Here is a 23,665-nt window from a genome sequence, read left to right as displayed (position 1 = left end):
GTGCGCGTGAGCTCCAATCGCAGACAACCGCCACCCCCGCCGGAACCATTGGCGCCGTTGATCGACGCCCACACCCATCTGGATGCCTGCGGCGCCGTTGATGCCGACGACGTGGCTGCCATCGTCGAGCGCGCCGCGGCCGTAGGCGTGGAAGCGGTGGTCACGATTGCCGACGATCTGGACTCGGCGCGCTGGGTGACGCGGGCCGCCGAGTGGAATCCGCGGGTGTACGCCGCGGTGGCGTTGCACCCGACGCGGGTGGACGCGCTGACCGACGCCGCCCGCGCCGAGATCGAGGCTCTGGTGGCCCATCCGCGGGTCGTTGCCGTCGGCGAGACCGGCATGGACATGTACTGGCCGGGCCGGCTCGATGGTTGCGCGCAGCCCGACGCGCAGCGCGAGGCTTTCGCCTGGCATATCGACCTGGCCAAGCGAACCGGCAAGCCGCTGATGATCCACAATCGCGAGGCCGACCGCGAGGTGCTCGACGTGCTGCGCGCCGAAGGCGCGCCCGAAACGGTGATCTTTCATTGCTTCTCCTCGGACAGCGCGATGGCCCGCGAGTGTGTGGCGGCCGGATGGTTGCTGAGCCTGTCGGGGACCGTCAGCTTCCGTAACGCGCGCGAGCTACGCGAAGCCGTTGCGCTGATACCGCCCGAGCAACTTCTGGTGGAAACCGATGCGCCGTTTTTGACTCCGCATCCTTACCGCGGCGCAGCGAACGAATCCTATTGTCTGCCCTACACCGTCCGGGCCCTCGCTGAGCTGCTCAATCGTCGGCCCGAGGACTTGGCGAACATCACAACGAGCAATGCGCGCCGGGCCTATGGAGTGCGAACTGCACTGCTATGATCGCCCAGGCTGTGCGCTAATACACCCGCGTTCGGGTTGCTCCGCATTCGCCGATTCGTTACCGTCTTGTGATCGAACGGGTGGGCCTGAGGGCCCATTTGTCATTTTCGGATTAGTAGGTCATCGATTCGTAACTGGTTTTTGCTGAGGTCGGGATACACGGACATTGAATCTGATTACAAAACTTCACCAGACCCAATCACCGATATTGCGCCTCATGGTTGGTGCCTTACTGCTGACGCTGGCATTCGCCGGTGGATATGCGGTGTCGGCGTCCAAGACCGTGACGTTGACCGTCGACGGGACCGCGATGCGGGTGACCACGATGAAGTCGCGGGTGATCGACATCGTCCAGGAGAACGGCTTCTCCGTCGACGAGCGGGATGACCTGTACCCGGCCGCCGATGTGGTGGTTTCCGATGCCGCCAACATCGTGCTGCGGCGCAGCCGCCCGTTGGAGATCTCGCTGGACGGACACGGGACCAAGAAGGTGTGGACGACGGCGTCGACGGTGGACGAGGCGCTGGCCCAGCTCGCGATGACCGACACCGCTCCCGCCGCCGCTTCGCGCGGCAGTCGCGTGCCGCTGGACGGGATGGCGCTGCCGGTCGTCAGCGCCAAGACGGTGCAGATCAACGACGGCGGTGAGGTGCGCACGGTCCACCTGCCCGCGCCCAACGTCGCGGGGCTGCTGAGCGCCGCAGGTGTGCCGCTGCTGGACAGTGACCAGGTGACGCCCAGTGCGACGTCGCCGATCGTCGACGGCATGGAGATCCAGGTGACCCGCAACCGCATCGAGCGGGTAACCGAGCGGTTGCCGCTGCCACCGAACGCGCGCCGCATCGAGGACCCGGACATGAACATGAGCCGCGAGATCGTCGAAGACGCCGGCAGCCCGGGCACCCAGGACGTGACGTTCGCCGTAGCCCAGGTCAACGGTGTCGAGGTCGGCCGGCTGCCGATCGCCAACACCGTCATCACGCCGGCCCGCGAAGCCGTGGTGCGGGTGGGGACCAAGCCCGGTACCGAGGTGCCGCCGGTGAACGACGGAAACATCTGGGACGCGATCGCCGGCTGTGAGGCCGGCGGAAACTGGGCCATCAACACCGGCAACGGCTATTACGGCGGTGTGCAGTTCGATCAGGGCACCTGGGAGGCCAACGGGGGCCTGCGCTACGCCTCGCGCGCCGACCTGGCCACTCGGGAAGAGCAGATTGCGGTTGCCGAGGTGACCCGTGCGCGTCAGGGCTGGGGTGCCTGGCCGGTATGCAGTGGACGAGCGGGTGCCCGCTGACGATTCGGCTTCTCGGACGTACCGAGATCAGGCGGCTGGCCAAGGAGCTGGACTTCCGGCCCCGCAAATCGCTCGGACAAAACTTCGTCCATGACGCCAACACGGTGCGACGGGTGGTTGCGGCCGCCGGCATCGGCCGGTCCGACCTCGTTCTCGAGGTCGGACCCGGGCTGGGCTCGCTGACGCTGGCCCTGCTCGATCGCGGCGCTGCCGTCACCGCCGTCGAAATCGACCCGGTGCTGGCCGATCGGCTGCCGCAGACTGTGGCCGAACACTCGCACAGCGAAATTCAGCGGCTGACCGTGCTCAATCGCGACATCCTGTCGCTGCGCAAGGCGGAGTTGGCCGTCGAGCCGACCGCGGTGGTGGCCAACCTGCCCTACAACGTCGCCGTCCCCGCGCTGCTGCATCTGCTGGCCGAGTTTCCCTCTATCCGCGTCGTGACGGTGATGGTGCAGGCCGAGGTCGCCGAACGACTCGCCGCCGAGCCCGGCGGCAAGGAGTACGGCGTGCCCAGCGTGAAGGTGCGGTTTTTCGGCCGGGTTCGCCGTTGCGGCACCGTGTCGCCGACGGTGTTCTGGCCCATTCCGCGGGTCTACTCCGGGTTGGTTCGCATCGACCGGTACGAATCTTCGCCCTGGCCCGTCGACGACGGCTTCCGTAAGCGGGTCTTCGAGCTGGTGGACATCGCATTCGCGCAGCGGCGCAAGACGGCGCGCAACGCTTTCGCCGAGTGGGCAGGCTCGGGCAACGAGTCGGCCAATCGGCTGCTGGCGGCCAGCATCGACCCCGCCCGGCGCGGTGAGACGCTGTCCATCGACGACTTTGTGCGGCTGCTGCGGCGTTCCGACGGTGCCGGCGACGAGCGGCACGTTTCGGCGAGCTGATGCGTGTGGTTCGCCGGTGACAGCGATAGTCTGCTGCGGTGGCGGTGGCTGGTGATATCTGACGGCAACACCGCTGAATTATGGGTGCCCACCGGGTCGGTCACCGTCCGCGTGCCGGGCAAGGTCAACCTCTACCTGGCCGTCGGCGATCGCCGCGAGGACGGCTATCACGAGCTGACGACGGTGTTTCATGCGGTTTCGCTGGTCGACGAGGTGACCGTCCGCAACGCCGATGTGCTGTCGCTCGAGCTCGTCGGCGAGGGGGCCGACAAGCTGCCTATCGACGAAGGCAACCTGGCCTGGCAGGCGGCCGAGCTGTTGGCCGACCACGTGGGCCGCGCTCCGGACGTGTCGATCCTGATCGACAAATCGATTCCGGTGGCCGGCGGGATGGCCGGCGGCAGTGCGGACGCGGCCGCGGTACTGGTGGCGATGAACTCGCTGTGGGAGCTCAGCCTGCCCCGCCGCGACCTGCGCATGCTCGCCGCGCGGCTGGGCAGCGACGTGCCGTTCGCGCTGCACGGGGGCACCGCGCTGGGCACGGGTCGCGGCGAGGAGCTGGCGACCGTGTTGTCCCGCAACACATTCCATTGGGTGCTGGCCTTCGCCGAGAATGGTCTGCTGACGCCGGCGGTGTTCGCCGAGCTGGACCGGCTGCGCGAGGCCGGTGATCCGCCGCGCCTCGATGAGCCCGGGCCGGTGCTGGCCGCGTTGGCGGCCGGTGATCCCGAGCAGCTGGCGCCGCTGCTGGGTAACGAAATGCAGGCCGCCGCGGTGAGCCTGGATCCCACGCTGCGGCGGGCGCTGCGCGCCGGCGTGGAGGCGGGAGCCCTGGCTGGGATCGTGTCCGGCTCGGGTCCCACGTGTGCGTTTCTGTGTGCGTCGGCGGCCTCGGCGATCGATGTGGGCACGCAGCTGTCGGGGGCGGGTGTGTGCCGCACCGTGCGCGTGGCGACCGGGCCGGTGCCGGGCGCCCGGGTGGTACCGGCGCCGTCAGAAGCCTGAAGCATGCCCAAACTGTGAAATCTGCCTCAAATCGCGCGTGCGTTTGGCAGTTACTTAAGAGTTGCTTAAGATAATCCGCGGTGTTCTCATCACCGCACCGAGACCTAACCGCTCCCCAACTGTGAGCGCGCGCCTGTCGCAAAGTTATGTACAGCAGGCGGAACATGAAAAACCGGACCCCGGGTCCGGAACCGAGGAGGTTTGCTTTGAGCAGGTTCACCGAGAAGATGTTCCGCAATGCCCGCACGGCGACAACGGGCATGGTCACAGGTGAACCCCACGAGCCCGTCCGCCACACCTGGGGTGAAGTCCACGAGCGCGCCCGCTGTATCGCAGGTGGCCTGGCGGCCGCCGGCATCGGCCTGGGTGACGCGGTCGGGGTACTTGCCGGCTTCCCGGTGGAGATCGCCCCGACGGCCCAGGGCCTGTGGATGCGCGGTGCCAGCCTGACCATGCTGCACCAGCCCACGCCGCGGACCGACCTGGCCGTGTGGGCCGAAGACACCATGACCGTCATCGGCATGATCGAGGCCAAGGCCGTCGTCGTTTCCGAGCCGTTCCTGGTCGCCATTCCGGTGCTCGAGGAGAAGGGCATCAAGGTGCTCACCGTCGGCGATCTGCTGGCGGCCGATCCGATCGACCCCATCGAGGTCGGCGAGGACGACCTGGCGCTGATGCAGCTGACGTCGGGTTCCACCGGTTCCCCCAAAGCCGTCCAGATCACCCACCGCAACATCTACTCCAACGCCGAGGCGATGTTCATCGGCGCCGAATACGACGTCGACAAGGACGTCATGGTGAGCTGGCTGCCCTGCTTCCACGACATGGGCATGGTCGGCTTCCTCACCATCCCGATGTTCTTCGGCGCGGAGCTGGTCAAGGTCACGCCGATGGACTTCCTGCGCGACACGCTGCTGTGGGCCAAGCTGATCGACAAGTACAAGGGCACCATGACCGCGGCGCCCAACTTCGCCTACGCGCTGCTGGCCAAGCGGTTGCGCCGCCAGGCCAAGCCGGGCGACTTCGACCTGTCGACCCTGCGTTTCGCGCTGTCCGGTGCCGAGCCCGTCGAGCCCGCCGACGTCGAGGACCTGCTGGACGCGGGCAAGCCGTTCGGGCTGCGGTCCTCGGCGATCCTGCCGGCCTACGGCATGGCCGAGACCACGCTGGCGGTGTCCTTCTCCAAGTGCAACTCGGGTCTGGTTGTCGACGAGGTGGACGCCGACCTGCTGGCCGCGCTGCGCCGGGCCGTTCCGGCCACCAAGGGCAACACCCGCCGGCTGGCCACCCTGGGGCCGCTGCTGCAGGACCTGGAGGCCCGCATCATCGACGAGCAGGGCGACGTCATGCCCGCCCGCGGCGTCGGTGTCATCGAGCTGCGCGGGGAATCGCTGACGCCGGGCTACCTGACCATGGGCGGCTTCATCCCGGCGCAGGACGAGCACGGCTGGTACGACACCGGTGACCTCGGCTACCTCACCGAGGAGGGCCACGTAGTCGTGTGTGGCCGGGTCAAGGACGTCATCATCATGGCCGGGCGCAACATCTACCCGACCGACATCGAGCGGGCCGCCGGGCGCGTGGAAGGTGTCCGTCCGGGCTGTGCAGTGGCCGTGCGCCTCGACGCCGGGCACTCGCGCGAGTCCTTCGCCGTCGCGGTCGAATCGAACGCCCACGAGAACCCCGCCGAGGTGCGCCGCATCGAGCACCAGGTGGCCCACGAGGTCGTCAAAGAGGTTGATGTGCGGCCGCGAAACGTCGTGGTGCTCGGGCCGGGAACCATCCCGAAGACGCCGTCGGGCAAGCTGCGGCGGTCCAATTCGCTGACGCTGGTCACCTAGTTCGGCTGGGGGCTTACCAGGCGTGGACGCGGTTCTGCGCGGGTTCCAGTCCTAGTTCGATGAGCAATTCCGTTGCGTCAGCGGCCTGTTCGCAAATTGTGGGCACCTCGGTGCGTTCTGCTGACGAGAAGTTCTCCAGCACGAAGGCGGCCGGGTCCTTGCGTCCGGGCGGACGGCCGATCCCGATGCGCACCCGTTGAAAGTCCTTGGTGCCCAACGCCGATGCCACCGAGCGGACGCCGTTGTGGCCGCCTTCGCCGCCACCGAATTTGAGCCGGACTCGGCCGAAGTCCAGGTCCAGTTCGTCGTGGATGACGATGATGTCGGCCGGTGCCACCGAGTAGAACTTCGCCAGCGGTCCCACCTGTCGACCGGACTCGTTCATGTAGCAGCGCGGTTTGGCCAGCACGATCGAGTGCCCGGCCAGCCGGCCGGTGACGACTTCGGCGCCAGAGCGCTTGTGCGCCTTGAACTTTGCGCCTAGCCGGGCGGCCAGCAGGTCGGCAACGAAGAACCCGACGTTGTGCCGGGTGCGGGCGTAGTTCTCTCCGGGGTTGCCCAGGCCGACCACCAAAAGGGGTTCGGCCATATCGGGCTACTCGGACTCGCCCTGGGCCGTGTCGCCCTCGGACTCGCCGGCCTCCTCGGCCGCCGGCTCCTCGGCTGCCTCGCCTTCCTCGCCGGCGCCCTCTTCCGCGAGGTCCTGCGCGGTGGGCGCCTGAACCACGTTGACGACCAGGAGTTCGGGGTCGGAGATCAGGTTGACGCCGGCCGGCAGGGTGATCTGCCCGGCGGTGAACTGGGTGCCGGGTTCGGCGCCCTCGACGGACACGGTCAACTGCTCGGGAATCGAGAGGGCTTCGGCCTCGATCTCGATTGCGTTGGCATCCTGAGTGACCAGGGTGTCAGGTCCGGCTTCGCCCTCGACGACGACGCTGACCTCGACGACGACCTTCTCGCCGCGGCGGACCACCAAGAGGTCCGCGTGCTGGATGGTGCGTCGGATCGGGTGGATATCGAGCGCCTTGGTCAGTGCCAGTTGTTCCTTGCCGGCGATGTCCAGGGTCAGCACCGCGTTGGTGCCTGAGTGGCGCAGCACCGCCGCAAAGTCGTGCCCGGGCAGCTCGAGGTGCTGCGGGTCGGCGCCGTGGCCGTAGAGAACGGCGGGAATCCTGCCCTCACGCCGGGCGCGCCGGGAGGCGCCCTTACCGGTCTCGGTGCGCACCGTGACGCTCAGCTGGTTGACCGTGGACTTAGCCATGTGTGTCGCTCGCTCCTGTGTGTAGGGCACGGCCAGGATCGCGACGAACTGTCGGTCTCCGTCGATAACGGTGCTGGTTGAGGTGGCCAGCTACCCTCGCCGTGACGCCCGGTCAGGTTAGCGCATGTGACGGGTGCAGGGGAAATTCCGCACCGACTGTCACGTCAGCCCCAGACGTCTCAGTATCTGCGCATAGTTCGGTTTGCCCGGCTCGCAGCGACAAGTCGCGCTGAGGCGAGCAAAGAGGGTTGCCACCCGGAGCCGGGGCCACTGGGGCAGATGTGACCGATGTGAACCTCAAAGCGGGAACTTGACCCCGGTGAGTTGCTCGGACAGCTCCCAGAGCGCGGCGGCGGTGCCCGTGTCTTTGGCCCGCCGGCTGCGACCCACCTGCCGGGTGGGTCCCACATAGCCGAACCGCGGACCGATGAATGCGTCGCCCGGCAAATCCTGGGACGCCGCGTACAACGTTTGCCGGGCACCGAAATCGGCGTCGGTGGCCACCACGCGGGTAGCGGCCGAAACGATAGCGTCGCCGAGTTTGCGGCCGGAAACCCCCTGCAGGTTGGTGTGCGAGTAGCCCGGGTGGGCGGCCAGCGCACGCAGGGGCGACCCGGCTGCAGCCAGGCGGCGTTGCAGCTCGCTGGTGAACAGCAGGTTGGCCAGCTTCGACTGGCTGTAAGCCAGCCAGGGCGAGTATCGCCGCTTCTTCCAGTTGAGGTCTTCGAGGTTGACCCGCCCCGGCCAGTGCGCCATCGACGACACCGTGACGACCCGATCGGTGAGCTTGGGCAGCAGTAGATTCGTGAGCGCGAAATGGCCGAGATGGTTTGTGCCGATCTGGCTTTCGAAGCCATCGACGGTGAGCGAATACGGCGCGGCCATGATGCCGGCGTTGTTGATCAGGATGTCGGCTCCGCGAGTCTCGTCGGCGAAGCGGCGTACCGACGACAGGTCCTGCAAATCGAGGGCACGCACCTCGACGTCGCCGGCGATCCGCTGCGCGGCGGCCGCGCCTTTGTCCGTGTTGCGGACCGCCATGATGATCTTGGCGCCGCGACCGGCCAGCTCGCGGGCCGTCACCTCACCCAGCCCGCTGTTGGCTCCGGTGATGATCACCGAGCGTCCGGCGAACGAGGGCAGGTCCGCGGCTGTCCAATCGGTCATGTCTGTGATCACTTCCTGGCTACGACGAACCCGCGGATGATCGCCTCGATGTCGGTGCTCTGCGCGACGGCCTCGTTGGCCAGGCTGGTGATGGTCAGCTGCACCAGATATCGCTCGTTGGCCGGGGGCGCTCCGGTGGCGATCACGATGCGGTTGTAGCTGTGCATGCGGGTGGCCTTGAGGTCGTAGCTGCCCTGCACCATCGACGACGGAAAGCCGTTGAAGTCGGCCGTCGAGGCGTCCAGTTGGTGAAAGTTCTCGGGCAGATCGGCATTGGCGTGTTTGATCGCGTCGGCCGGATTGAAATCCCCGCGCAACTTGAACACCACCAGCATGGCCGCTGGGTACTTGTCGCCCTTGGCGATCATCACCGCATTCGGGGTGGCCTTCGGGTCGCCATGCGGCACCCAGCCCGGCGGTGTGGGAATCGACACGGTGAGGTCGGTCAGCGCGTTCGGTGCCACCGGTTCCCCGGTGACGCCAATGCTTTCCAGGTATTTCGACAGCGGGACGGGCTTGTCGGTCGGCGACGGGGCGGTGGTGCTGGACGAACTGGTCGTCCAGATCGACTGGTAGTCAGGAACTTTCGGTCCGCAGCCGGCCACCGTCACGGTAAGCGCCGCCAACGCCGTAACGGACGCCAGCCGTCTCACAGAATCTCGCGGACCGCGTCGATTGGCCGGGCCAGCCGCGTCCCCTTCGGCGTGACGACGAACGGACGCTCGATCAGGATCGGATGCTCGGCCATGGCATCGAGCAGCTCGTCATCGGTCGCGTCGGCGAGGTTGAGTTCGGCATACAGCGGTTCGCGTTTGCGTACCGCGGTCCGCACATCGATGCCGGCGTCTGCGATCATGCGGACCAGCTCGTCGCGAGACGGCGGCGTTTTCAGATACTGGACGACCGTCGGCTCAAAACCGTTCTCCCGCAACAAGTCCAGCGTCTTACGCGAGGTGCTGCACTTCGGGTTGTGATAGATGACGGTGGAGCCGGAGCCGCAAGAAGCCGAAGCCATCTAGGCGTCTCCGTCGAATAGTCCTGTGACTGAGCCGTTTTCGAATACCGCGCGGATGGTGCTGGCCAATAGCGGCGCGATGGACAAGACGGTGAGCTGCGGGAAGCGCTTCTCCTCGCCGATCGGCAGCGTGTTGGTGACGATGACCTCCCGCGCGCCGCACGCCGCTAGCCGCTCGGCGGCCGGGTCGGACAGCACACCGTGGGTGGCCGCGATGATCACGTCACTGGCCCCGTCTTCGCGCAACAGGTTCACCGCGCCGGCGATGGTTCCGCCGGTGTCGATCATGTCGTCGATCAGCACGCACGTGCGCCCCTGTACCTCGCCGACCACGCGGTTGGACACCACCTGGTTGGGCACCCGCGGGTCGCGGGTCTTGTGAATGAAGGCCAGCGGAACACCGCCCAGCGCGTCGGCCCACTTCTCGGCGATGCGCACCCGGCCGGAGTCGGGGGAGACCACAACCATGTTGCCGTCGGGGTAGTTGTCCCTGATGTATCCGGTCAGCAGGTTCTGGCCGCGCATGTGGTCGACGGGTCCGTCGAAGAAACCCTGGATCTGGTCGGTGTGCAGATCGACGGTCACGATCCGGTCGGCGCCGGCGGTCTTGAGCAGGTCGGCGACCAGCCGCGCCGAGATCGGCTCGCGGCCGCGGTGCTTCTTGTCCTGCCTGGCGTAGGGGTAGAACGGCATCACAGCGGTGATCCGCTTGGCGCTGCCGCGCTTGAGCGCGTCGATCATGATCAGCTGTTCCATCAGCCATTGGTTCACCGGCATCGGGCAGGACTGCAGCACGAACGCGTCGCAGCCGCGCACCGATTCATGGAAGCGCACGAAGATCTCGCCGTTGGCGAATTCCCGCGCCGTCTGCGCGGTGACGTGCACATCGAGTTCCTTGGCTACTTGCTCGGCCAGCTCGGGGTGGGCACGGCCGCTGAAGAGCATTAGGTTTTTGCGATTATCGGTCCAGTCGTGGCTCACCGGGTTGCCCTCGCCGTATCGAGTTCGGGAATGGAACGCCTCATCGTAGCCGGGTTTCCGGTAAACGAAATCACGGTGTCTGTTCTGTATCGGGTTTTCGGCCTGCCTGCGCAGCTGCTTCGGCCGCCGCAGTTCCCGGCCGCTTCTGCTGTACCCAGTTCTCGATATTGCGCTGCGGACCTGCAGACACGGCCAGCGCACCGGGCGGGACATCCTCGCGCACCACGGTGCCGGCGCCGGTGTACGCGCCGTCGCCGACAGTGACCGGCGCCACGAACATGGTGTCCGACCCGGTCCGCACGTGCGAGCCGATGGTGGTGCGCCGCTTGGTGGTGCCGTCGTAGTTGACGAACACGCTGGACGCGCCGATGTTGCTGTGCTCGCCGATGTCGGCGTCGCCGACGTAGGTCAGGTGCGGCACCTTGGTGCCGGTGCCGATGGTGGAGTTCTTGGCCTCGACGAACGCGCCCAGCTTGCCGTCGGCGCCCAGCACGGTTCCCGGTCGTAGGTAGGTGAACGGGCCGACGGCGGCGCCGTTGCCGATCGCCGACGAGCTGCCGTGAGTGCGGACCACTGCGGCGCCGTCGCCGACGGTGACATCGGTCAGCGTGGTGTCCGGGCCGACCACACACCCGCCGCCTATCCGGGTACTGCCGAGCAACTGGGTGCCCGGGTGGATCACGGTGTCGCGGCCGATGGTGACGTCCACGTCGATCCAGGTGGTTCCGGGATCGATGACGGTGACGCCGGCCATCTGATGGGCGGCCACGATCCGTCGGTTGAGCTCGGCGCCCAGCTCGGCCAGCTGCACGCGGTTGTTGACGCCGGCCACCACCGCGCTGTCGTCGATGTGACGGGCATGCACGGGCTGGCCGTCGCCGCGCAGGATCGCAATCACGTCGGTGAGGTAGAGCTCCTGCTGGGCGTTGTTGGAGCTCAGCCTGCCCAGCGCCGAGCGCAGGGCGGCGATGTCGAAGGCGTAGACGCCGGTGTTGACCTCACGGATTCCGCGCTGTGAGGCCGTCGCGTCGGTCTGCTCGACGATCGCCATCACTTCGTTGTCCTGGGTGCGCAGGATGCGGCCGTAGCCGTGTGGGTCGTCCAGCGTGGTGGTCAGCACGGTGACCGCGGCGGACAGCGCGCTGTGACTGGCGATCAGATCCGCCAGCGTGTCGGCGTCCAGCAGCGGGGTGTCGCCCGCGGCTACCACGACGATGCCCGCATAGTCCTCGGGCAGCGCCGACAGCCCGCACCGCACCGCGTCCCCGGTGCCCAGCGGACGGTCCTGCAGCGCCACCTCGATCGTGCGGCCCAGCGACTCGGCGAGTTCGGCAACCAGCGGGGAGATGCGCTGATGATCGTGGCCAAGCACCACCACCAGGTGCTGTGGCGCGAGCTTGGTCATCGCGTGCAGCGAGTGCGACAACATGCTGCGCCCGCCGAGACTGTGCAGGACTTTCGGAGTGTCTGACCGCATTCGGGTGCCGGGCCCAGCCGCCAGGACCAGGACCGCGGTGTCACCACGAAGCGTCATCGATGTCCTTCCTCCCGCTCGCGAGCGTGCGTGTCTGCTCAGCGACACGCCGTCAAGCGTGTCATTTCACGCACGCTCGCGGCAAAGAGCTGGGCCTGTTTGGGGCTCCGTCGCCAGGACTCGAACCTGAACTATCTGAACCAAAATCAGAGGTGCTGCCGATTACACCACGACGGATTGAGTGCACTTGGCACTCTAGTCGACCGGTTCATCGTGACGCCCCGGCGTTGAGTGTGCTCGTAGGGCGGTCAAACTGCCGTTCGGCCACCGTGGCCACCCGATCGAAGCCACCAGTTCACGCTCGGCCCAGATACCCTGATCAGCATGGCAGCCCCGGAGAAGGAAACGCGGGCCCCGCGCGCCAGGATGACCGGCAGCGAGCGTCGGCACCAACTGATCGGCATCGCGCGCTCGCTGTTCGCCGAACGCGGCTACGACGGGACCTCGATCGAAGAGATCGCGCAGCGCGCCAACGTGTCCAAACCCGTTGTCTACGAGCACTTCGGCGGCAAGGAAGGTTTGTACGCCGTGGTCGTCGACCGGGAGATGTCGGCGCTGCTGGACGGCATCACTTCTTCGTTGACCAATAACCGGTCCCGGGTACGCGTCGAGCGGGTCGCGCTGGCATTGCTCACCTACGTCGAGGAACGCACCGACGGCTTCCGCATCATGATCCGCGACTCGCCGGCATCGATCAGCTCCGGCACCTACTCCAGCCTGCTCAACGACGCCGTCAGCCAGGTCGCGTCGATCCTGGCCGGCGACTTCGCCCGCCGCGGTCTGGATCCGGATCTGGCCCCCCTGTACGCCCAGGCCCTGGTGGGCTCGGTGTCGATGACGGCGCAGTGGTGGCTCGATACGCGTGAACCCAAGAAGGAAGTGGTGGCCGCGCATCTGGTCAACCTGATGTGGAACGGTCTGACGCACCTGGAAGCCGATCCTCGGCTGCAGGACGAATAGTTGGGGTCGGTAGTGGCCGGGACGCGGTGCACTTCTCGTCATGAACCCAATTCGACGCACGGTGTCCGTCATGGCGGCAGGAATTGTCGCGCTGGCGTTGGTGGCCGCACCCTCGGCGACAGCTGATCAGTGCAACTGCCCTCCTTCCTGGCGCACCATGCCTTGGTAGGGGTTAGCCGCAGTCGCGCGCGAGCAGATCGGCGACCGTCTCACGGCGAACAAGCTCGCGGATCCGGCCATCCTTGACCGCCACCAGCGGCGGCCGGCCGACCATGTTGTAGTTCGACGCCATGCTGTGGTGATAGGCGCCGGTGCAGGCCACGGCCAGCAGATCGCCGGGATGGATGTCGGCGGGCAGCTTGATGTCCCGGGCGATCTCGTCGCCGGCCTCACAATGCCGGCCGGCCACCGTGACCACCTTTTTCACCCCCAGGGAGTGGCGGTTGGCCAGCGCGACGGTGTATTGCGCGCCGTAGAGCGCGACGCGCGGGTTGTCGCTCATGCCGCCGTCGACGGCGACGAAGGTGCGTCCACCTGGCCGCTCCTTCACCGAATGCACGCGGTACAGCGTGACGCCGGCGCGCGCGCTGATAGCCCGGCCGGGTTCGACGACGACGGCGGGCCGCGGAAATTGCTCGGCCGCGCACGCATCGTCCAGCGCATCTTCGAGGACGCGGGCCAGCTCCTCGGGGTGCAGTTCGGCGTCACCGCGCACATACGGGACGGCGTGGCCGCCGCCGATGTTGAGTTCGGTGAGGATGACGCCGTGCCGGCGGCGGATGTCGGCCATGGCGGCGATCATCCGGTGAATCGCCTCGCCGTATAGAGCCGGGTCGCTGACCTGCGAGCCGATATGACAATGCAGCCCGATCAGGTCGAGGATCGGGTGCGCCAGCACCCGCTTGACCGCGTCGGCGGCATTGTCGGCGGCATTGTGGGCGGCCTTGTGGGCGGCCTTGTCGGCGGCCAGGGTGAACCCGAACTTCTGATCGCTGATTCCGGTGGTGACCGCGCGATGGCCGTGGATGTCGATGTCCGGGGTGACCCGGATCAGCACCCGCTGTCGGCGGCGGGCCAAGCCGGCGAGGTAGGCGATCTCCATGGCTGAGTCCAGCACGATGCGCCCGACCCCGACGGCCACCGCATCGCGCAGTTCGCCGGGTGATTTCGCGTTCCCGTGCAGGATGATGCGGGCCGGGTCGACGCCACCGGCCAGGGCGATGGCTAGTTCCGCGGGTGAGCACACGTCGATGCCCAGCCCCCCGTCGCGCGCCCACCTCGCCACGGCGGTGGTCAGCAGCGACTTTCCGGCGTAGACAACCTCGACGTCGCGCAGTGCCCGGCGGTACCGGCGGGCACGGTGCCGGAAGTCACACTCGTCGAGCACGTAGGTTGGGGTGCCGAACTCGTCGGCGATATCGGAGAGCGCGACATCGCCGACGCAGAGCCGGCCCTCGTCGTCGGAACGGGTGGTGACCGGCCAGATCGCGGGGTCAAACCGCCGGGGAGCGGCGTGGCCGATGGAAGGGAGCATGTCCAGCAATGTCATGCTCCCAAACTGCGCCCGCCCGCCCCGCTATGGCGCCTTCCTTACGATCCCTTGACGCCTTCGGGCCCAATATTGACGGAGTTGAGCACCCTAGAATGGCTTCATCATGACCGCACCGGGGGCTGCCAGCCCAGATACCCCGATCGCGGGGCTCGTCGAATTGGCGTTGACCGCGCCGACATTCACTCAACTCATCGAGCGCGCCGCCGATCGACCCGACGAGCTAACGCTGGTCGGGCCCGCCAGCGCACGCCTGTTCGTGGTGAGCGCGCTGGTCCAGCAGGCACCGTTGCTAGTGGTCACGGCAACCGGCCGGGAAGCCGACGATCTGACCGCCGAACTGAAGGGTGTCTTCGGTGCCGCGGTGGCGCTGTTTCCGTCCTGGGAGACGCTGCCGCACGAGCGGCTCTCGCCAGGCGTCGACACCGTGGGCACCCGGCTGACGGTGCTGCGCCGGCTGGCCCATCCCGACGACGGGAGGCTGGGGCCGCCACTGCGGGTGGTGGTGACGGCGGTGCGTTCGCTGTTGCAGCCGATGACGCCGCAGCTGGGCCTGATGGAACCGATCACGCTGAGCGTCGGTCAGGAGGTCGTTTTCGAGGACGTGATCGCCCGGCTGGTCGAGCTGGCCTATAGCCGGGTGGACATGGTTGGCCGGCGCGGTGAGTTCGCGGTGCGTGGCGGCATCCTGGATATCTTCCCGCCGACCGCCGAGCACCCGGTGCGCGTCGAGTTCTGGGGCGACGAGATCACCGAGATGCGAATGTTCTCCGTCGCCGACCAGCGCTCCATTCCCGAGATCGACGTCGAGACGCTGATCGCCGTCGCATGCCGCGAGTTGCTGCTCAGCGACGACGTGCGGCAACGCGCCGCGGAGTTGGCCGCCCAACATTCCACCGGCGCCGAGACGGTCACCGGCAGCGTCACCGACATGCTGGCCAAGCTGGCCGAGGGAATTGCGGTCGACGGCATGGAAGCGCTGCTTTCGGTGCTGCATCCCGCGAATGATGGACGTCACGCGCTGTTGACCGATCAGCTGGCGGCGGGCACGCCGGTGCTGGTCTGCGACCCGGAGAAGGTGCGGACCAGAGCCGCCGACCTGATCAAGACCGGCCGTGAGTTCTTGGAGGCGTCCTGGTCGGTCGCGGCGCTGGGCACGGATGCGCCCGTCGACGTCGAACAACTCGGCGGCTCCGGCTTCGCCGAACTAGATGAAGTAGAGGACGCCGCGGCCCGGTCCGGTCATCCGTGGTGGACGTTGAGTCAGTTGTCGAGTGAGGCGGCGGTGGAGCTGGATGTCCGCGCGGCGCCCTCGGCGCGCGGACATCAGCGTGACATCGACGGCATCTTCGCCATGCTGCGGGCACACGTCGCAACCGGTGGGTATGCGGTGATGGTCGCCCCGGGCACCGGGACCGCACACCGGGTGGTGGAGCGGCTGGCCGAATCCGACACCCCTGCCGCGATGCTGGACTGCGGCGCGGCGCCCAAGGCAGGCCTGGTCGGCGTGCTCAAGGGCCCGCTACACGAGGGCGTGGTGATTCCCGGCGCCAACCTGGTCGTCATTACCGAAAGCGATCTGACTGGGGCCCGGGCCACGGCCGTCGAAGGCAAGCGGCTGGCCGCCAAGCGGCGCAACACCGTCGACCCGCTGGCGCTCACCGCCGGCGATCTGGTGGTGCACGACCAGCACGGCATCGGGCGATTCGTCGAAATGGTCGAACGCACCGTCGGCGGCGCCCGCCGCGAGTACCTGGTGCTCGAGTACGCGTCGAGTAAACGCGCCCAACAGGCCGACCGGCTCTATGTCCCGATGGATTCGCTGGACCAGCTGTCCCGCTACGTCGGCGGGCAGGCGCCCGCGCTGAGCAAGCTCGGCGGCAGCGACTGGGCCAACACCAAGACCAAGGCGCGGCGTGCCGTGCGGGAGATCGCCGGCGAACTGGTGTCGCTGTACGCCAAGCGGCAGGCCAGCCCCGGCCATGCCTTCAGCCCGGACACACCGTGGCAGGCCGAGATGGAGGACGCGTTCGGCTTCACCGAGACCGTCGACCAGCTCACCGCGATCACCGAGGTCAAGGCCGACATGGAGAAGTCCGTACCGATGGACCGGGTGATCTGTGGCGACGTCGGCTACGGCAAGACCGAGATCGCGGTGCGCGCGGCGTTCAAGGCGGTTCAGGACGGCAAACAGGTTGCGGTGCTGGTGCCCACCACGCTGCTGGCCGATCAGCATCTGCAGACGTTCACCGACCGGATGGCCGGCTTCCCGGTGACCGTCAAGGGGCTATCCCGGTTCACCGATCCGGCGGAGTCGCGCGCCGTCATCGACGGGATGGCCGACGGGTCGGTGGACATCGTGATCGGCACCCATCGGCTGCTGCAGACCGGCGTGCGCTGGAAAGATTTGGGTCTGGTCGTGGTGGACGAGGAACAGCGGTTCGGCGTCGAGCACAAGGAGCACATCAAGTCGCTGCGTACCCACGTCGACGTGCTGACCATGAGCGCCACCCCGATACCGCGCACGTTGGAGATGAGCCTGGCCGGAATCCGGGAGATGTCGACGATCCTGACGCCTCCTGAAGAGCGCTATCCGGTGTTGACTTACGTCGGTCCGCACGACGACAAGCAGGTCGCGGCGGCTTTGCGTCGCGAGCTGCTGCGTGAGGGGCAGGCCTTCTACGTGCACAACCGGGTCAGCTCCATCGACCGGGCCGCCGCCCGGATTCGCGAGCTGGTGCCCGAGGCGCGCGTCGTCGTCGCACACGGGCAAATGCCCGAGGACCTGCTGGAACGCACCGTGCAAGGGTTCTGGAACCGCGAATACGACATCCTGGTGTGCACCACGATCGTGGAGACCGGGCTGGACATCTCCAACGCCAACACGCTGATCGTCGAGCGCGCCGACACCTTCGGCCTGTCCCAGCTGCACCAGCTGCGCGGCCGGGTCGGCCGCAGCCGGGAGCGCGGCTACGCCTACTTCCTGTATCCGCCGCACGCGCCGCTGACCGAGACGGCCTACGACCGGTTGGCCACCATCGCGCAGAACAACGAGCTGGGCGCGGGTATGGCCGTCGCGCTGAAGGACCTCGAGATCCGCGGCGCAGGCAATGTGCTGGGCGTCGAGCAGTCCGGGCACGTGGCCGGGGTCGGGTTCGACCTGTACGTGCGGCTGGTGGGTGAGGCCGTCGAGGCTTACCGCGCCGCCGCCGACGGCAAAACGGTGACCACACCGGAGGAACCCAAGGACGTGCGCATCGATCTGCCCGTCGACGCGCATCTACCGCCGGACTACATCGCCAGCGATCGGCTCCGGCTGGAGGGCTACCGGCGCCTGGCGGCCGCCCCTTCGGATGGTGCCGTCGGCGCCGTCGTCGACGAACTGACCGACCGATATGGGCCGCTGCCCGAGCCCGCCCGCCGGCTGGTGGCGGTCGCTCGGTTGCGGTTGCTGTGTCGCGAGTCCGGCATCACCGAAGTGAGCACGTCGTCGGCCGCGACGGTGCGGTTGTCGCCGATGACCCTGCCGGACTCGGCCCAGGTGCGGCTCAAGCGGATCTATCCCGGAGGCAGCTACCGGGCCACTACGAATACCGTGCAGGTGCCCATCCCGCGAGCCGGGGGTATCGGTGCGCCGCGGCTTCGCGACGTCGAATTGCTGCAGATGGTGGCCGACTTGATCACGACGCTGGCAGGAAAACCGCAGGAAGATATTGGTATAACGAGTCCGTTAACAACCCCGGCAGCGGTGGACGGAGAGGAGCGGCGCCGATGATCATCGTCCTGGTCGACCCCCACCGCCCTTCCTTGGTGCCGGTCGATGCGATCGCGTTGCTCAGCGGACCGGTGCAATACACCGAGGAGATGCCGGTCGCAGTACCGTGGTCGCTGCCCGACGCGCATCCGGTACACATGGGCGAGGACGCTCCGGTGTTGCTGTCGTCGGACCCCAATCACCCGGCCGTGGTGGCCCGACTGGCCTCGGGCGCCCGGCTCATTTCGGCACCGGAACGTCAGCGCGGCGAGCGATTGATCGACGCCGTCGCGATGATGGACAAACTTCGCACCGACGGGCCCTGGGAAAGCGAACAGACCCACGAGTCGTTGCGCCGTTATCTGCTGGAGGAGACCTACGAGCTGCTCGATGCGGTGCACAGCGGCAATGTCGAGGAGCTACGGGAAGAGCTGGGCGACCTCCTCCTACAAGTGCTTTTCCACGCCCGCATAGCCGAAGATGCGGCCTTACTCCCGTTCACCATCGACGACGTCGCCGACGCGTTGATCCGCAAACTGGGCAACCGGGCGCCGGGAGTGCTTGCCGGTGAATCGATTTCGCTGCAGGACCAGCTGGCGCAGTGGGAAGAACGTAAGGCGTCCGAGAAATCACGCAGCTCGGTGCTGGACGACGTTCACACCGGACAGCCGTCATTGGCGCTGGCGCAGAAGGTCATTCACCGAGTCGAGAAGGCAGGACTGCCGGCCGAACTGATCCCGGACGAGATCACCTCGATCTCGGTGTCCGCCGATATCGATGCGGAAAACACCTTGCGTGCAGCCGTTTTGGATTTCGTCGACACGGTCCGGCGAGTGGAGAGAGGCATCGCCGCCAGCCGCCGCGGCGACAGCGTGGCAGAGGAACTGGACATGACTCCGCTCGGGGTCATCACGGCTCAGGAATGGCTTGCGCACTGGCCGCCGGGAGCGGAACTAATTGCCGTCTTGCCGGAAGAACTGCCGGACGAACTGCCGGAAGAACCGTCAGAAGAAGCCGAGGCCGCTGAGCCCGCCAAAGTGGCTCGCGGCGGATCCAAAAAACGCAAAGGGCGGCGCTAGACCGCCACTTCGCCATGTTTGCGGCGACTCAGAGATTTTCCACAGCAAGCGATATCTGAAATATTTGCTGCACAGGTGTTTTGCTGTAGCAACATTGGGAACTGAAATAGCCAAATTAACTGGTAGCTAACAAACATTCAGACGTGATCGGCCGCCTGACCATGTGCTGAGCGTCCTGTGCAACGGGGCACCGGGCAAACCCATGGGACGATGATCATGACTGAAGGAGAACTGTGTCGCCGAGACGCTGGTTGCGCGCGGTCGCCGTGATAGGGGCGACCGCGATGCTGTTGGCGTCCAGTTGCACCTGGCAGCTCAGCCTTTTCATCCCCGAGGGCGTGCCGCCGCCGCCCGGTGATCCCGTTCCGCCGGTGGATACGCATGTGGCCAGCGGGCGGCCCGCCGATCAGCTGCGCGAATGGGCGGAGAAGCGCTCCCCGGCATTGGAGATCCCCGTCCTAGCCCTGGAGGCCTACGCCTACGCCGCCCGCGTCGCGGAGGTGGAGAACCCGAAGTGCCATATCGCGTGGACCACGTTGGCCGGGATCGGGCAGGTGGAAAGCCACCACGGGACCTACCGGGGTGCGACCATCGCACCCAACGGTGACGTCCGGCCTCCCATCCGCGGTGTCCGCCTCGACGGCACCGGCGGCACTCTGCGGATCGTCGACAGCGACCAGGGCGGTATGGACGGTGACGCCGGGGTAGAGCGCGCGATGGGGCCAATGCAGTTCATCTCCGAGACCTGGCGCTTGTATGGGGTCGCCGCCAGTACCAACGGCATTGCCAGCCCGGACAACATCGACGATGCCGCGTTGTCGGCGGCCGGCTATCTGTGTTGGCGCGGAAAGGATCTCGCGACACCCAGGGGGTGGATCACCGCGCTGCGGGCCTACAACAATTCCGGTGTCTATGCGCGGGCCGTGCGCGACTGGGCGACCGCTTACGCGGCGGGTCATCCGCTGTAGAAAGATGGATCGCTGACCCCCCAGGCCATCAGCTAGGACGCAAAGGAGAACCCAGTGCCGATTATCGAGCAGGTCGGGGCGCGCGAGATCCTCGATTCCCGCGGCAACCCGACGGTCGAGGTCGAGGTGGCCCTGATCGACGGGACCTTCGCCCGAGCCGCAGTGCCCTCCGGCGCGTCGACCGGCGAGCATGAAGCCGTCGAGTTGCGCGACGGCGGGGACCGGTACGGCGGCAAGGGTGTGAAAAAGGCCGTGCAGGCCGTCCTGGACGAGATCGGTCCGGCCGTCATCGGTCTCAACGCCGACGACCAGCGATTGGTCGACCAGGCGCTGGTGGACCTCGACGGCACTCCGGACAAGTCGCGACTGGGTGGCAACGCGATTCTGGGGGTGTCGTTGGCGGTGGCCAAGGCGGCCGCGGATTCGGCTGAGTTGCCGCTTTTCCGCTATGTCGGCGGGCCCAACGCGCACATCCTGCCGGTGCCGATGATGAACATCCTCAACGGCGGCGCCCACGCCGACACGGCGGTCGACATTCAGGAGTTCATGGTGGCGCCGATCGGCGCGCCCAGCTTCGCCGAGGCGCTGCGCTGGGGTGCCGAGGTGTACCACGCGCTGAAGTCGGTGCTGAAGAAGGAAGGGTTGTCCACCGGGCTGGGCGACGAGGGCGGCTTCGCCCCAGACGTAGCAGGCACGGTCGCGGCGCTGGATCTGATCAGCCGGGCCATCGAGTCGGCCGGTTTCAAGCCCGGCTCAGAAGTGGCGTTGGCCCTGGACGCGGCGGCCACCGAGTTCTACACCGACGGGACCGGCTACAAGTTCGAGGGCTCGATCCGCAGCGCTGAGCAGATGGCCGAGTTCTACGCCGGACTGCTCGGTTCCTACCCGCTGGTGTCGCTGGAAGACCCACTGTCCGAGGACGATTGGGATGGTTGGGCCGGTCTGACGACCGCTATCGGCGATCGCGTGCAGATCGTCGGCGACGACATCTTCGTCACCAATCCCGAGCGGCTCGAGGAAGGTATCGAGCGCGGTGTGGCAAACGCGTTGCTGGTCAAGGTGAACCAGATCGGAACGCTTACCGAGACTCTCGACGCGGTCGCGCTGGCGCACCACAGCGGGTACCGCACGATGATGAGCCACCGCAGCGGCGAGACGGAGGACACCATCATCGCCGACCTGGCGGTTGCCGTCGGCAGCGGACAGATCAAGACCGGGGCGCCGGCCCGCAGCGAACGCGTCGCCAAATACAACCAGTTGTTGCGAATCGAAGAGGCGTTGGGTGACGCGGCCCGCTATGCCGGGGATCTGGCCTTCCCGCGTTACGCGCCGGACCCGAAGTAGGTAGGTAAGAGCTTGCCTAACAAGCCCGATCCGAAGCGCCGCGCCCCGGCCTCACGCCCGGGGAAGGCGGGCGACTCGGGCCGCGGCCGTCGGGCCAGCAAGCCCTCGCCCGCACCGCATGCGGGCCGCAACACCACCCGCACGGCGCAGGAACATGTCGTCGAGCCGATCAAGCGGTCGTTCACCGAATCGGTCGAGCAGCGTTCCGATCAGCGGCTGGGCTTCACCGCCCGACGGGCGGCGGTGCTGGCGGCGGTGATTTGCGTATTGACGCTGACCATCGCCGGACCGGTACGCACCTACTTTGCCCAGCGCACTGAAATGGAGCAGTTGTCGGCGACGGAATCGGCGTTGCACCGCCAGATCGCCGAACTCGAGCAGCGCAAGGGCCAGCTGGCCGACCCGGCGTACATTGCCGCGCAGGCCCGCGAGCGTCTCGGTTTCGTCAAGCCGGGAGATATCCCGTTCCAAGTGCAGTTGCCGCCGACGGCGGCGGCGGCGCCGCAGCCGGGTACCGAAGCGGCCAGTCCAGCCCGCAACGAACCCTGGTACACCTCGCTGTGGCATACGATCGCCGACAATCCGCACCTGGCGCCGACCGCACCTGCCCCGTCTACTCCGGCGACGCCCGGTGGTTGACCGTGCCGATCTGGACATGGTGGCACGCCAGCTCGGCCGGGAGCCTCGTGGTGTGCTGGAAATCGCTTACCGATGCCCCGACGGTGAACCCGGAGTGGTGAAGACGGCGCCGAAACTTGCTGACGGAACACCGTTTCCGACGTTGTACTACTTGACGCATCCGGTGCTGACGGCGGCCGCGAGCAGACTGGAGACCACCGGGCTCATGCGTGAAATGACCGAACGGCTGGGGCGCGACCCCGAGCTGGCGGCGGCCTATCGGCGCGCGCACGAATCGTATCTGGCCGAGCGTGATGCGATCGAACCCCTGGGCACCACGTTCTCCGCCGGCGGAATGCCGGACCGGGTGAAATGCCTGCATGTGCTGATCGCGCATTCGCTGGCCAAGGGCCCTGGGGTGAACCCGCTCGGTGACGAGGCGGTGGCGTTGTTGGCAGGCGAGCCTGCGACGGCGGCGGTGCTGAAATGGGGATGAGCCGGTTTGCCGCCATCGACTGCGGTACGAACTCGATTCGCTTGCTGATCGCCGACGTGGCAGGTGGGCACTTGCACGACGTGCATCGCGAGACCCGGATCGTGCGGCTGGGGCAAGGAGTCGACGCGACCGGCCAGTTCGCGCCGGAGGCGATCGCCCGAACCCGGGCCGCGTTGGCCGACTATGCCGAACTGCTGCGGATCCACAACGTCGAACGGGTGCGGATGGTCGCCACGTCGGCTGCTCGAGACGTCTCGAATCGTGATGCCTTCTTTGCGATGACGGCCGAGGTGCTGGGCGCCGCGGTTGCGGGCTCGGTTGCCGAGGTGATCAGCGGCGCCGAGGAGGCAGAGCTGTCCTTCTGCGGCGCTGTCGATGAATTGGATAGTGCGGCAGGGCCTTTCGTCGTCGTCGACCTGGGTGGTGGATCCACGGAGATCGTGTTCGGCGAATCCGGCGTGCTGGCAAGCTATTCGGCCGACATCGGATGCGTGCGGCTGACCGAGCGGTGTCTGCATTCCGACCCGCCGACGCGCGACGAGGTGATGGCAGCCCGCCTGGTGGTCCGCGAAAAGCTTGACGCCGCACTGCGTGTGGTGCCGGTTGAGAAGGCGCGGACGTGGGTAGGGCTGGCCGGAACGATGACCACGTTGTCGGCGCTGGCGCACAGGATGCCGCGTTATGACCCGGTGGCTATTCATCTTTCACGGGTGCCCGGCAATCGGCTGCTGGAGGTCTGTGATCAGCTGATCGATATGACTCGACAGCAGCGTGCCGCTTTGCCGCCGATGCATGAGGGCCGCGTAGATGTGATCGGCGGCGGTGCCATTGTGGTGCAGGAATTGGCGCGCGAGCTGTCGGCGCGTGCCGGGATTGACGAGCTGACCGTCAGCGAGCATGACATCCTGGACGGTATCGTGCTGTCTATCGCTCGTTAAATCACAACTGCCACAGGCGTATCGGCTCCAGGGTAATAGTGCTTTTGCCCGCCTCTGAGCGACAACTTCGGTGGGTGCGGGCTGGCTGATCGAGTGAGCGGTCAGGGTGGCTTCTTCGCCGC

21 protein-coding genes and 1 tRNA gene are annotated in these 23,665 nt (G+C 67.1%); 13 read left to right on the top strand and 9 right to left on the bottom strand.

Annotation, left to right across the window (positions count from 1 at the left end):
• From BST12_RS07380 to BST12_RS07355, 5 genes are all read left to right on the top strand, one after another.
• Positions 1 to 852 (top strand): TatD family hydrolase, encoded by an 852-nt coding sequence (locus BST12_RS07380; protein ID WP_083112543.1) that lies wholly within the window; start codon positions 1 to 3, stop codon positions 850 to 852.
• Positions 853 to 1,018: 166 nt separating this feature from the next.
• A complete protein-coding gene (locus BST12_RS07375) occupies positions 1,019 to 2,146 on the top strand; it encodes a resuscitation-promoting factor (RefSeq protein WP_211281225.1) in 1,128 nt (375 codons plus the stop codon).
• The gene (rsmA, locus tag BST12_RS07370; RefSeq protein WP_083112454.1) at positions 2,119 to 3,033 is read left to right on the top strand and encodes a 16S rRNA (adenine(1518)-N(6)/adenine(1519)-N(6))-dimethyltransferase RsmA; all 915 of its coding nucleotides are present in this window, start codon (positions 2,119 to 2,121) and stop codon (positions 3,031 to 3,033) included. Before BST12_RS07375 ends, rsmA begins: the two co-directional genes overlap by 28 nt.
• A gap of 48 nt (positions 3,034 to 3,081) precedes the next feature.
• The gene (locus tag BST12_RS07365) at positions 3,082 to 4,038 is read left to right on the top strand and encodes a 4-(cytidine 5'-diphospho)-2-C-methyl-D-erythritol kinase (RefSeq protein ID WP_211281230.1); all 957 of its coding nucleotides are present in this window, start codon (positions 3,082 to 3,084) and stop codon (positions 4,036 to 4,038) included.
• Positions 4,039 to 4,244: 206 nt separating this feature from the next.
• On the top strand, positions 4,245 to 5,879 hold the full coding sequence (locus BST12_RS07355) for a fatty acyl-AMP ligase (RefSeq protein WP_083112540.1): 1,635 nt from the start codon (positions 4,245 to 4,247) through the stop codon (positions 5,877 to 5,879).
• Between the two features lie 13 nt (positions 5,880 to 5,892).
• On the opposite strand, the gene pth is transcribed toward BST12_RS07355, so the two are convergent.
• From pth to BST12_RS07315, 8 genes are all read right to left on the bottom strand, one after another.
• Positions 5,893 to 6,468, bottom strand: coding sequence for an aminoacyl-tRNA hydrolase (gene pth / locus BST12_RS07350; protein WP_083112453.1), 576 nt, complete (start codon positions 6,466 to 6,468; stop codon positions 5,893 to 5,895).
• A gap of 6 nt (positions 6,469 to 6,474) precedes the next feature.
• A complete protein-coding gene (locus tag BST12_RS07345; protein WP_083112539.1) occupies positions 6,475 to 7,140 on the bottom strand; it encodes a 50S ribosomal protein L25/general stress protein Ctc in 666 nt (221 codons plus the stop codon).
• A 297-nt stretch (positions 7,141 to 7,437) separates the two neighbouring features.
• On the bottom strand, positions 7,438 to 8,307 hold the full coding sequence (locus BST12_RS07340; protein ID WP_083112538.1) for an oxidoreductase: 870 nt from the start codon (positions 8,305 to 8,307) through the stop codon (positions 7,438 to 7,440).
• Positions 8,308 to 8,315: 8 nt separating this feature from the next.
• A complete protein-coding gene (locus tag BST12_RS07335; protein WP_083112452.1) occupies positions 8,316 to 8,960 on the bottom strand; it encodes an LpqN/LpqT family lipoprotein in 645 nt (214 codons plus the stop codon).
• Positions 8,957 to 9,322: an arsenate reductase (glutaredoxin) gene (gene arsC / locus BST12_RS07330; RefSeq protein WP_083112451.1), complete on the bottom strand. Its 366-nt coding sequence runs from the start codon at positions 9,320 to 9,322 to the stop codon at positions 8,957 to 8,959. Before arsC ends, BST12_RS07335 begins: the two co-directional genes overlap by 4 nt.
• Positions 9,323 to 10,303, bottom strand: a complete 981-nt coding sequence (locus BST12_RS07325; RefSeq protein WP_083112450.1) for a ribose-phosphate diphosphokinase — start codon at positions 10,301 to 10,303, stop codon at positions 9,323 to 9,325.
• Between the two features lie 70 nt (positions 10,304 to 10,373).
• Positions 10,374 to 11,837: a bifunctional UDP-N-acetylglucosamine diphosphorylase/glucosamine-1-phosphate N-acetyltransferase GlmU gene (gene glmU / locus BST12_RS07320; protein WP_083112449.1), complete on the bottom strand. Its 1,464-nt coding sequence runs from the start codon at positions 11,835 to 11,837 to the stop codon at positions 10,374 to 10,376.
• Positions 11,838 to 11,942: 105 nt separating this feature from the next.
• Positions 11,943 to 12,014 (bottom strand) — tRNA-Gln (locus BST12_RS07315).
• A 189-nt stretch (positions 12,015 to 12,203) separates the two neighbouring features.
• On the opposite strand from BST12_RS07315, the gene BST12_RS07310 reads away from it, so the two are divergent.
• A complete protein-coding gene (locus BST12_RS07310) occupies positions 12,204 to 12,797 on the top strand; it encodes a TetR/AcrR family transcriptional regulator (protein ID WP_069418729.1) in 594 nt (197 codons plus the stop codon).
• 172 nt (positions 12,798 to 12,969) lie between these two features.
• On the opposite strand, the gene lysA is transcribed toward BST12_RS07310, so the two are convergent.
• Complete coding sequence (gene lysA / locus BST12_RS07305; RefSeq protein ID WP_083112447.1) at positions 12,970 to 14,346, bottom strand: diaminopimelate decarboxylase; 1,377 nt, start codon at positions 14,344 to 14,346, stop codon at positions 12,970 to 12,972.
• A gap of 106 nt (positions 14,347 to 14,452) precedes the next feature.
• On the opposite strand from lysA, the gene mfd reads away from it, so the two are divergent.
• The 7 genes from mfd (at position 14,453) to BST12_RS07270 (ending at position 23,543) form a co-directional block, all read left to right on the top strand.
• Positions 14,453 to 18,121 (top strand): transcription-repair coupling factor, encoded by a 3,669-nt coding sequence (mfd, locus tag BST12_RS07300; protein WP_083112446.1) that lies wholly within the window; start codon positions 14,453 to 14,455, stop codon positions 18,119 to 18,121.
• Complete coding sequence (locus BST12_RS07295; RefSeq protein ID WP_083112445.1) at positions 18,118 to 19,179, top strand: nucleoside triphosphate pyrophosphohydrolase; 1,062 nt, start codon at positions 18,118 to 18,120, stop codon at positions 19,177 to 19,179. Before mfd ends, BST12_RS07295 begins: the two co-directional genes overlap by 4 nt.
• A 233-nt stretch (positions 19,180 to 19,412) precedes the next feature.
• Positions 19,413 to 20,147, top strand: a complete 735-nt coding sequence (locus BST12_RS07290; protein ID WP_083112444.1) for a lytic transglycosylase domain-containing protein — start codon at positions 19,413 to 19,415, stop codon at positions 20,145 to 20,147.
• A 54-nt stretch (positions 20,148 to 20,201) separates the two neighbouring features.
• Positions 20,202 to 21,491, top strand: a complete 1,290-nt coding sequence (gene eno / locus BST12_RS07285) for a phosphopyruvate hydratase (RefSeq protein WP_083112443.1) — start codon at positions 20,202 to 20,204, stop codon at positions 21,489 to 21,491.
• Positions 21,492 to 21,503: 12 nt separating this feature from the next.
• Positions 21,504 to 22,130, top strand: coding sequence for an FtsB family cell division protein (locus BST12_RS07280; RefSeq protein WP_083112442.1), 627 nt, complete (start codon positions 21,504 to 21,506; stop codon positions 22,128 to 22,130).
• Complete coding sequence (locus BST12_RS07275; RefSeq protein ID WP_083112441.1) at positions 22,123 to 22,605, top strand: DUF501 domain-containing protein; 483 nt, start codon at positions 22,123 to 22,125, stop codon at positions 22,603 to 22,605. Before BST12_RS07280 ends, BST12_RS07275 begins: the two co-directional genes overlap by 8 nt.
• Entirely contained in the window at positions 22,596 to 23,543 is a 948-nt protein-coding gene (locus BST12_RS07270) for a Ppx/GppA phosphatase family protein (protein WP_083112440.1), read from the top strand. Before BST12_RS07275 ends, BST12_RS07270 begins: the two co-directional genes overlap by 10 nt.
• Positions 23,544 to 23,665 lie beyond the last annotated feature (122 nt).

It is taken from the genome of Mycobacterium angelicum (assembly GCF_002086155.1).
Taxonomy (GTDB): Bacteria; Actinomycetota; Actinomycetes; order Mycobacteriales; family Mycobacteriaceae; genus Mycobacterium; species Mycobacterium angelicum.
Note: the sequence above shows the minus strand (reverse complement) of the source record. Positions and strands in the feature narration are given on the sequence as shown.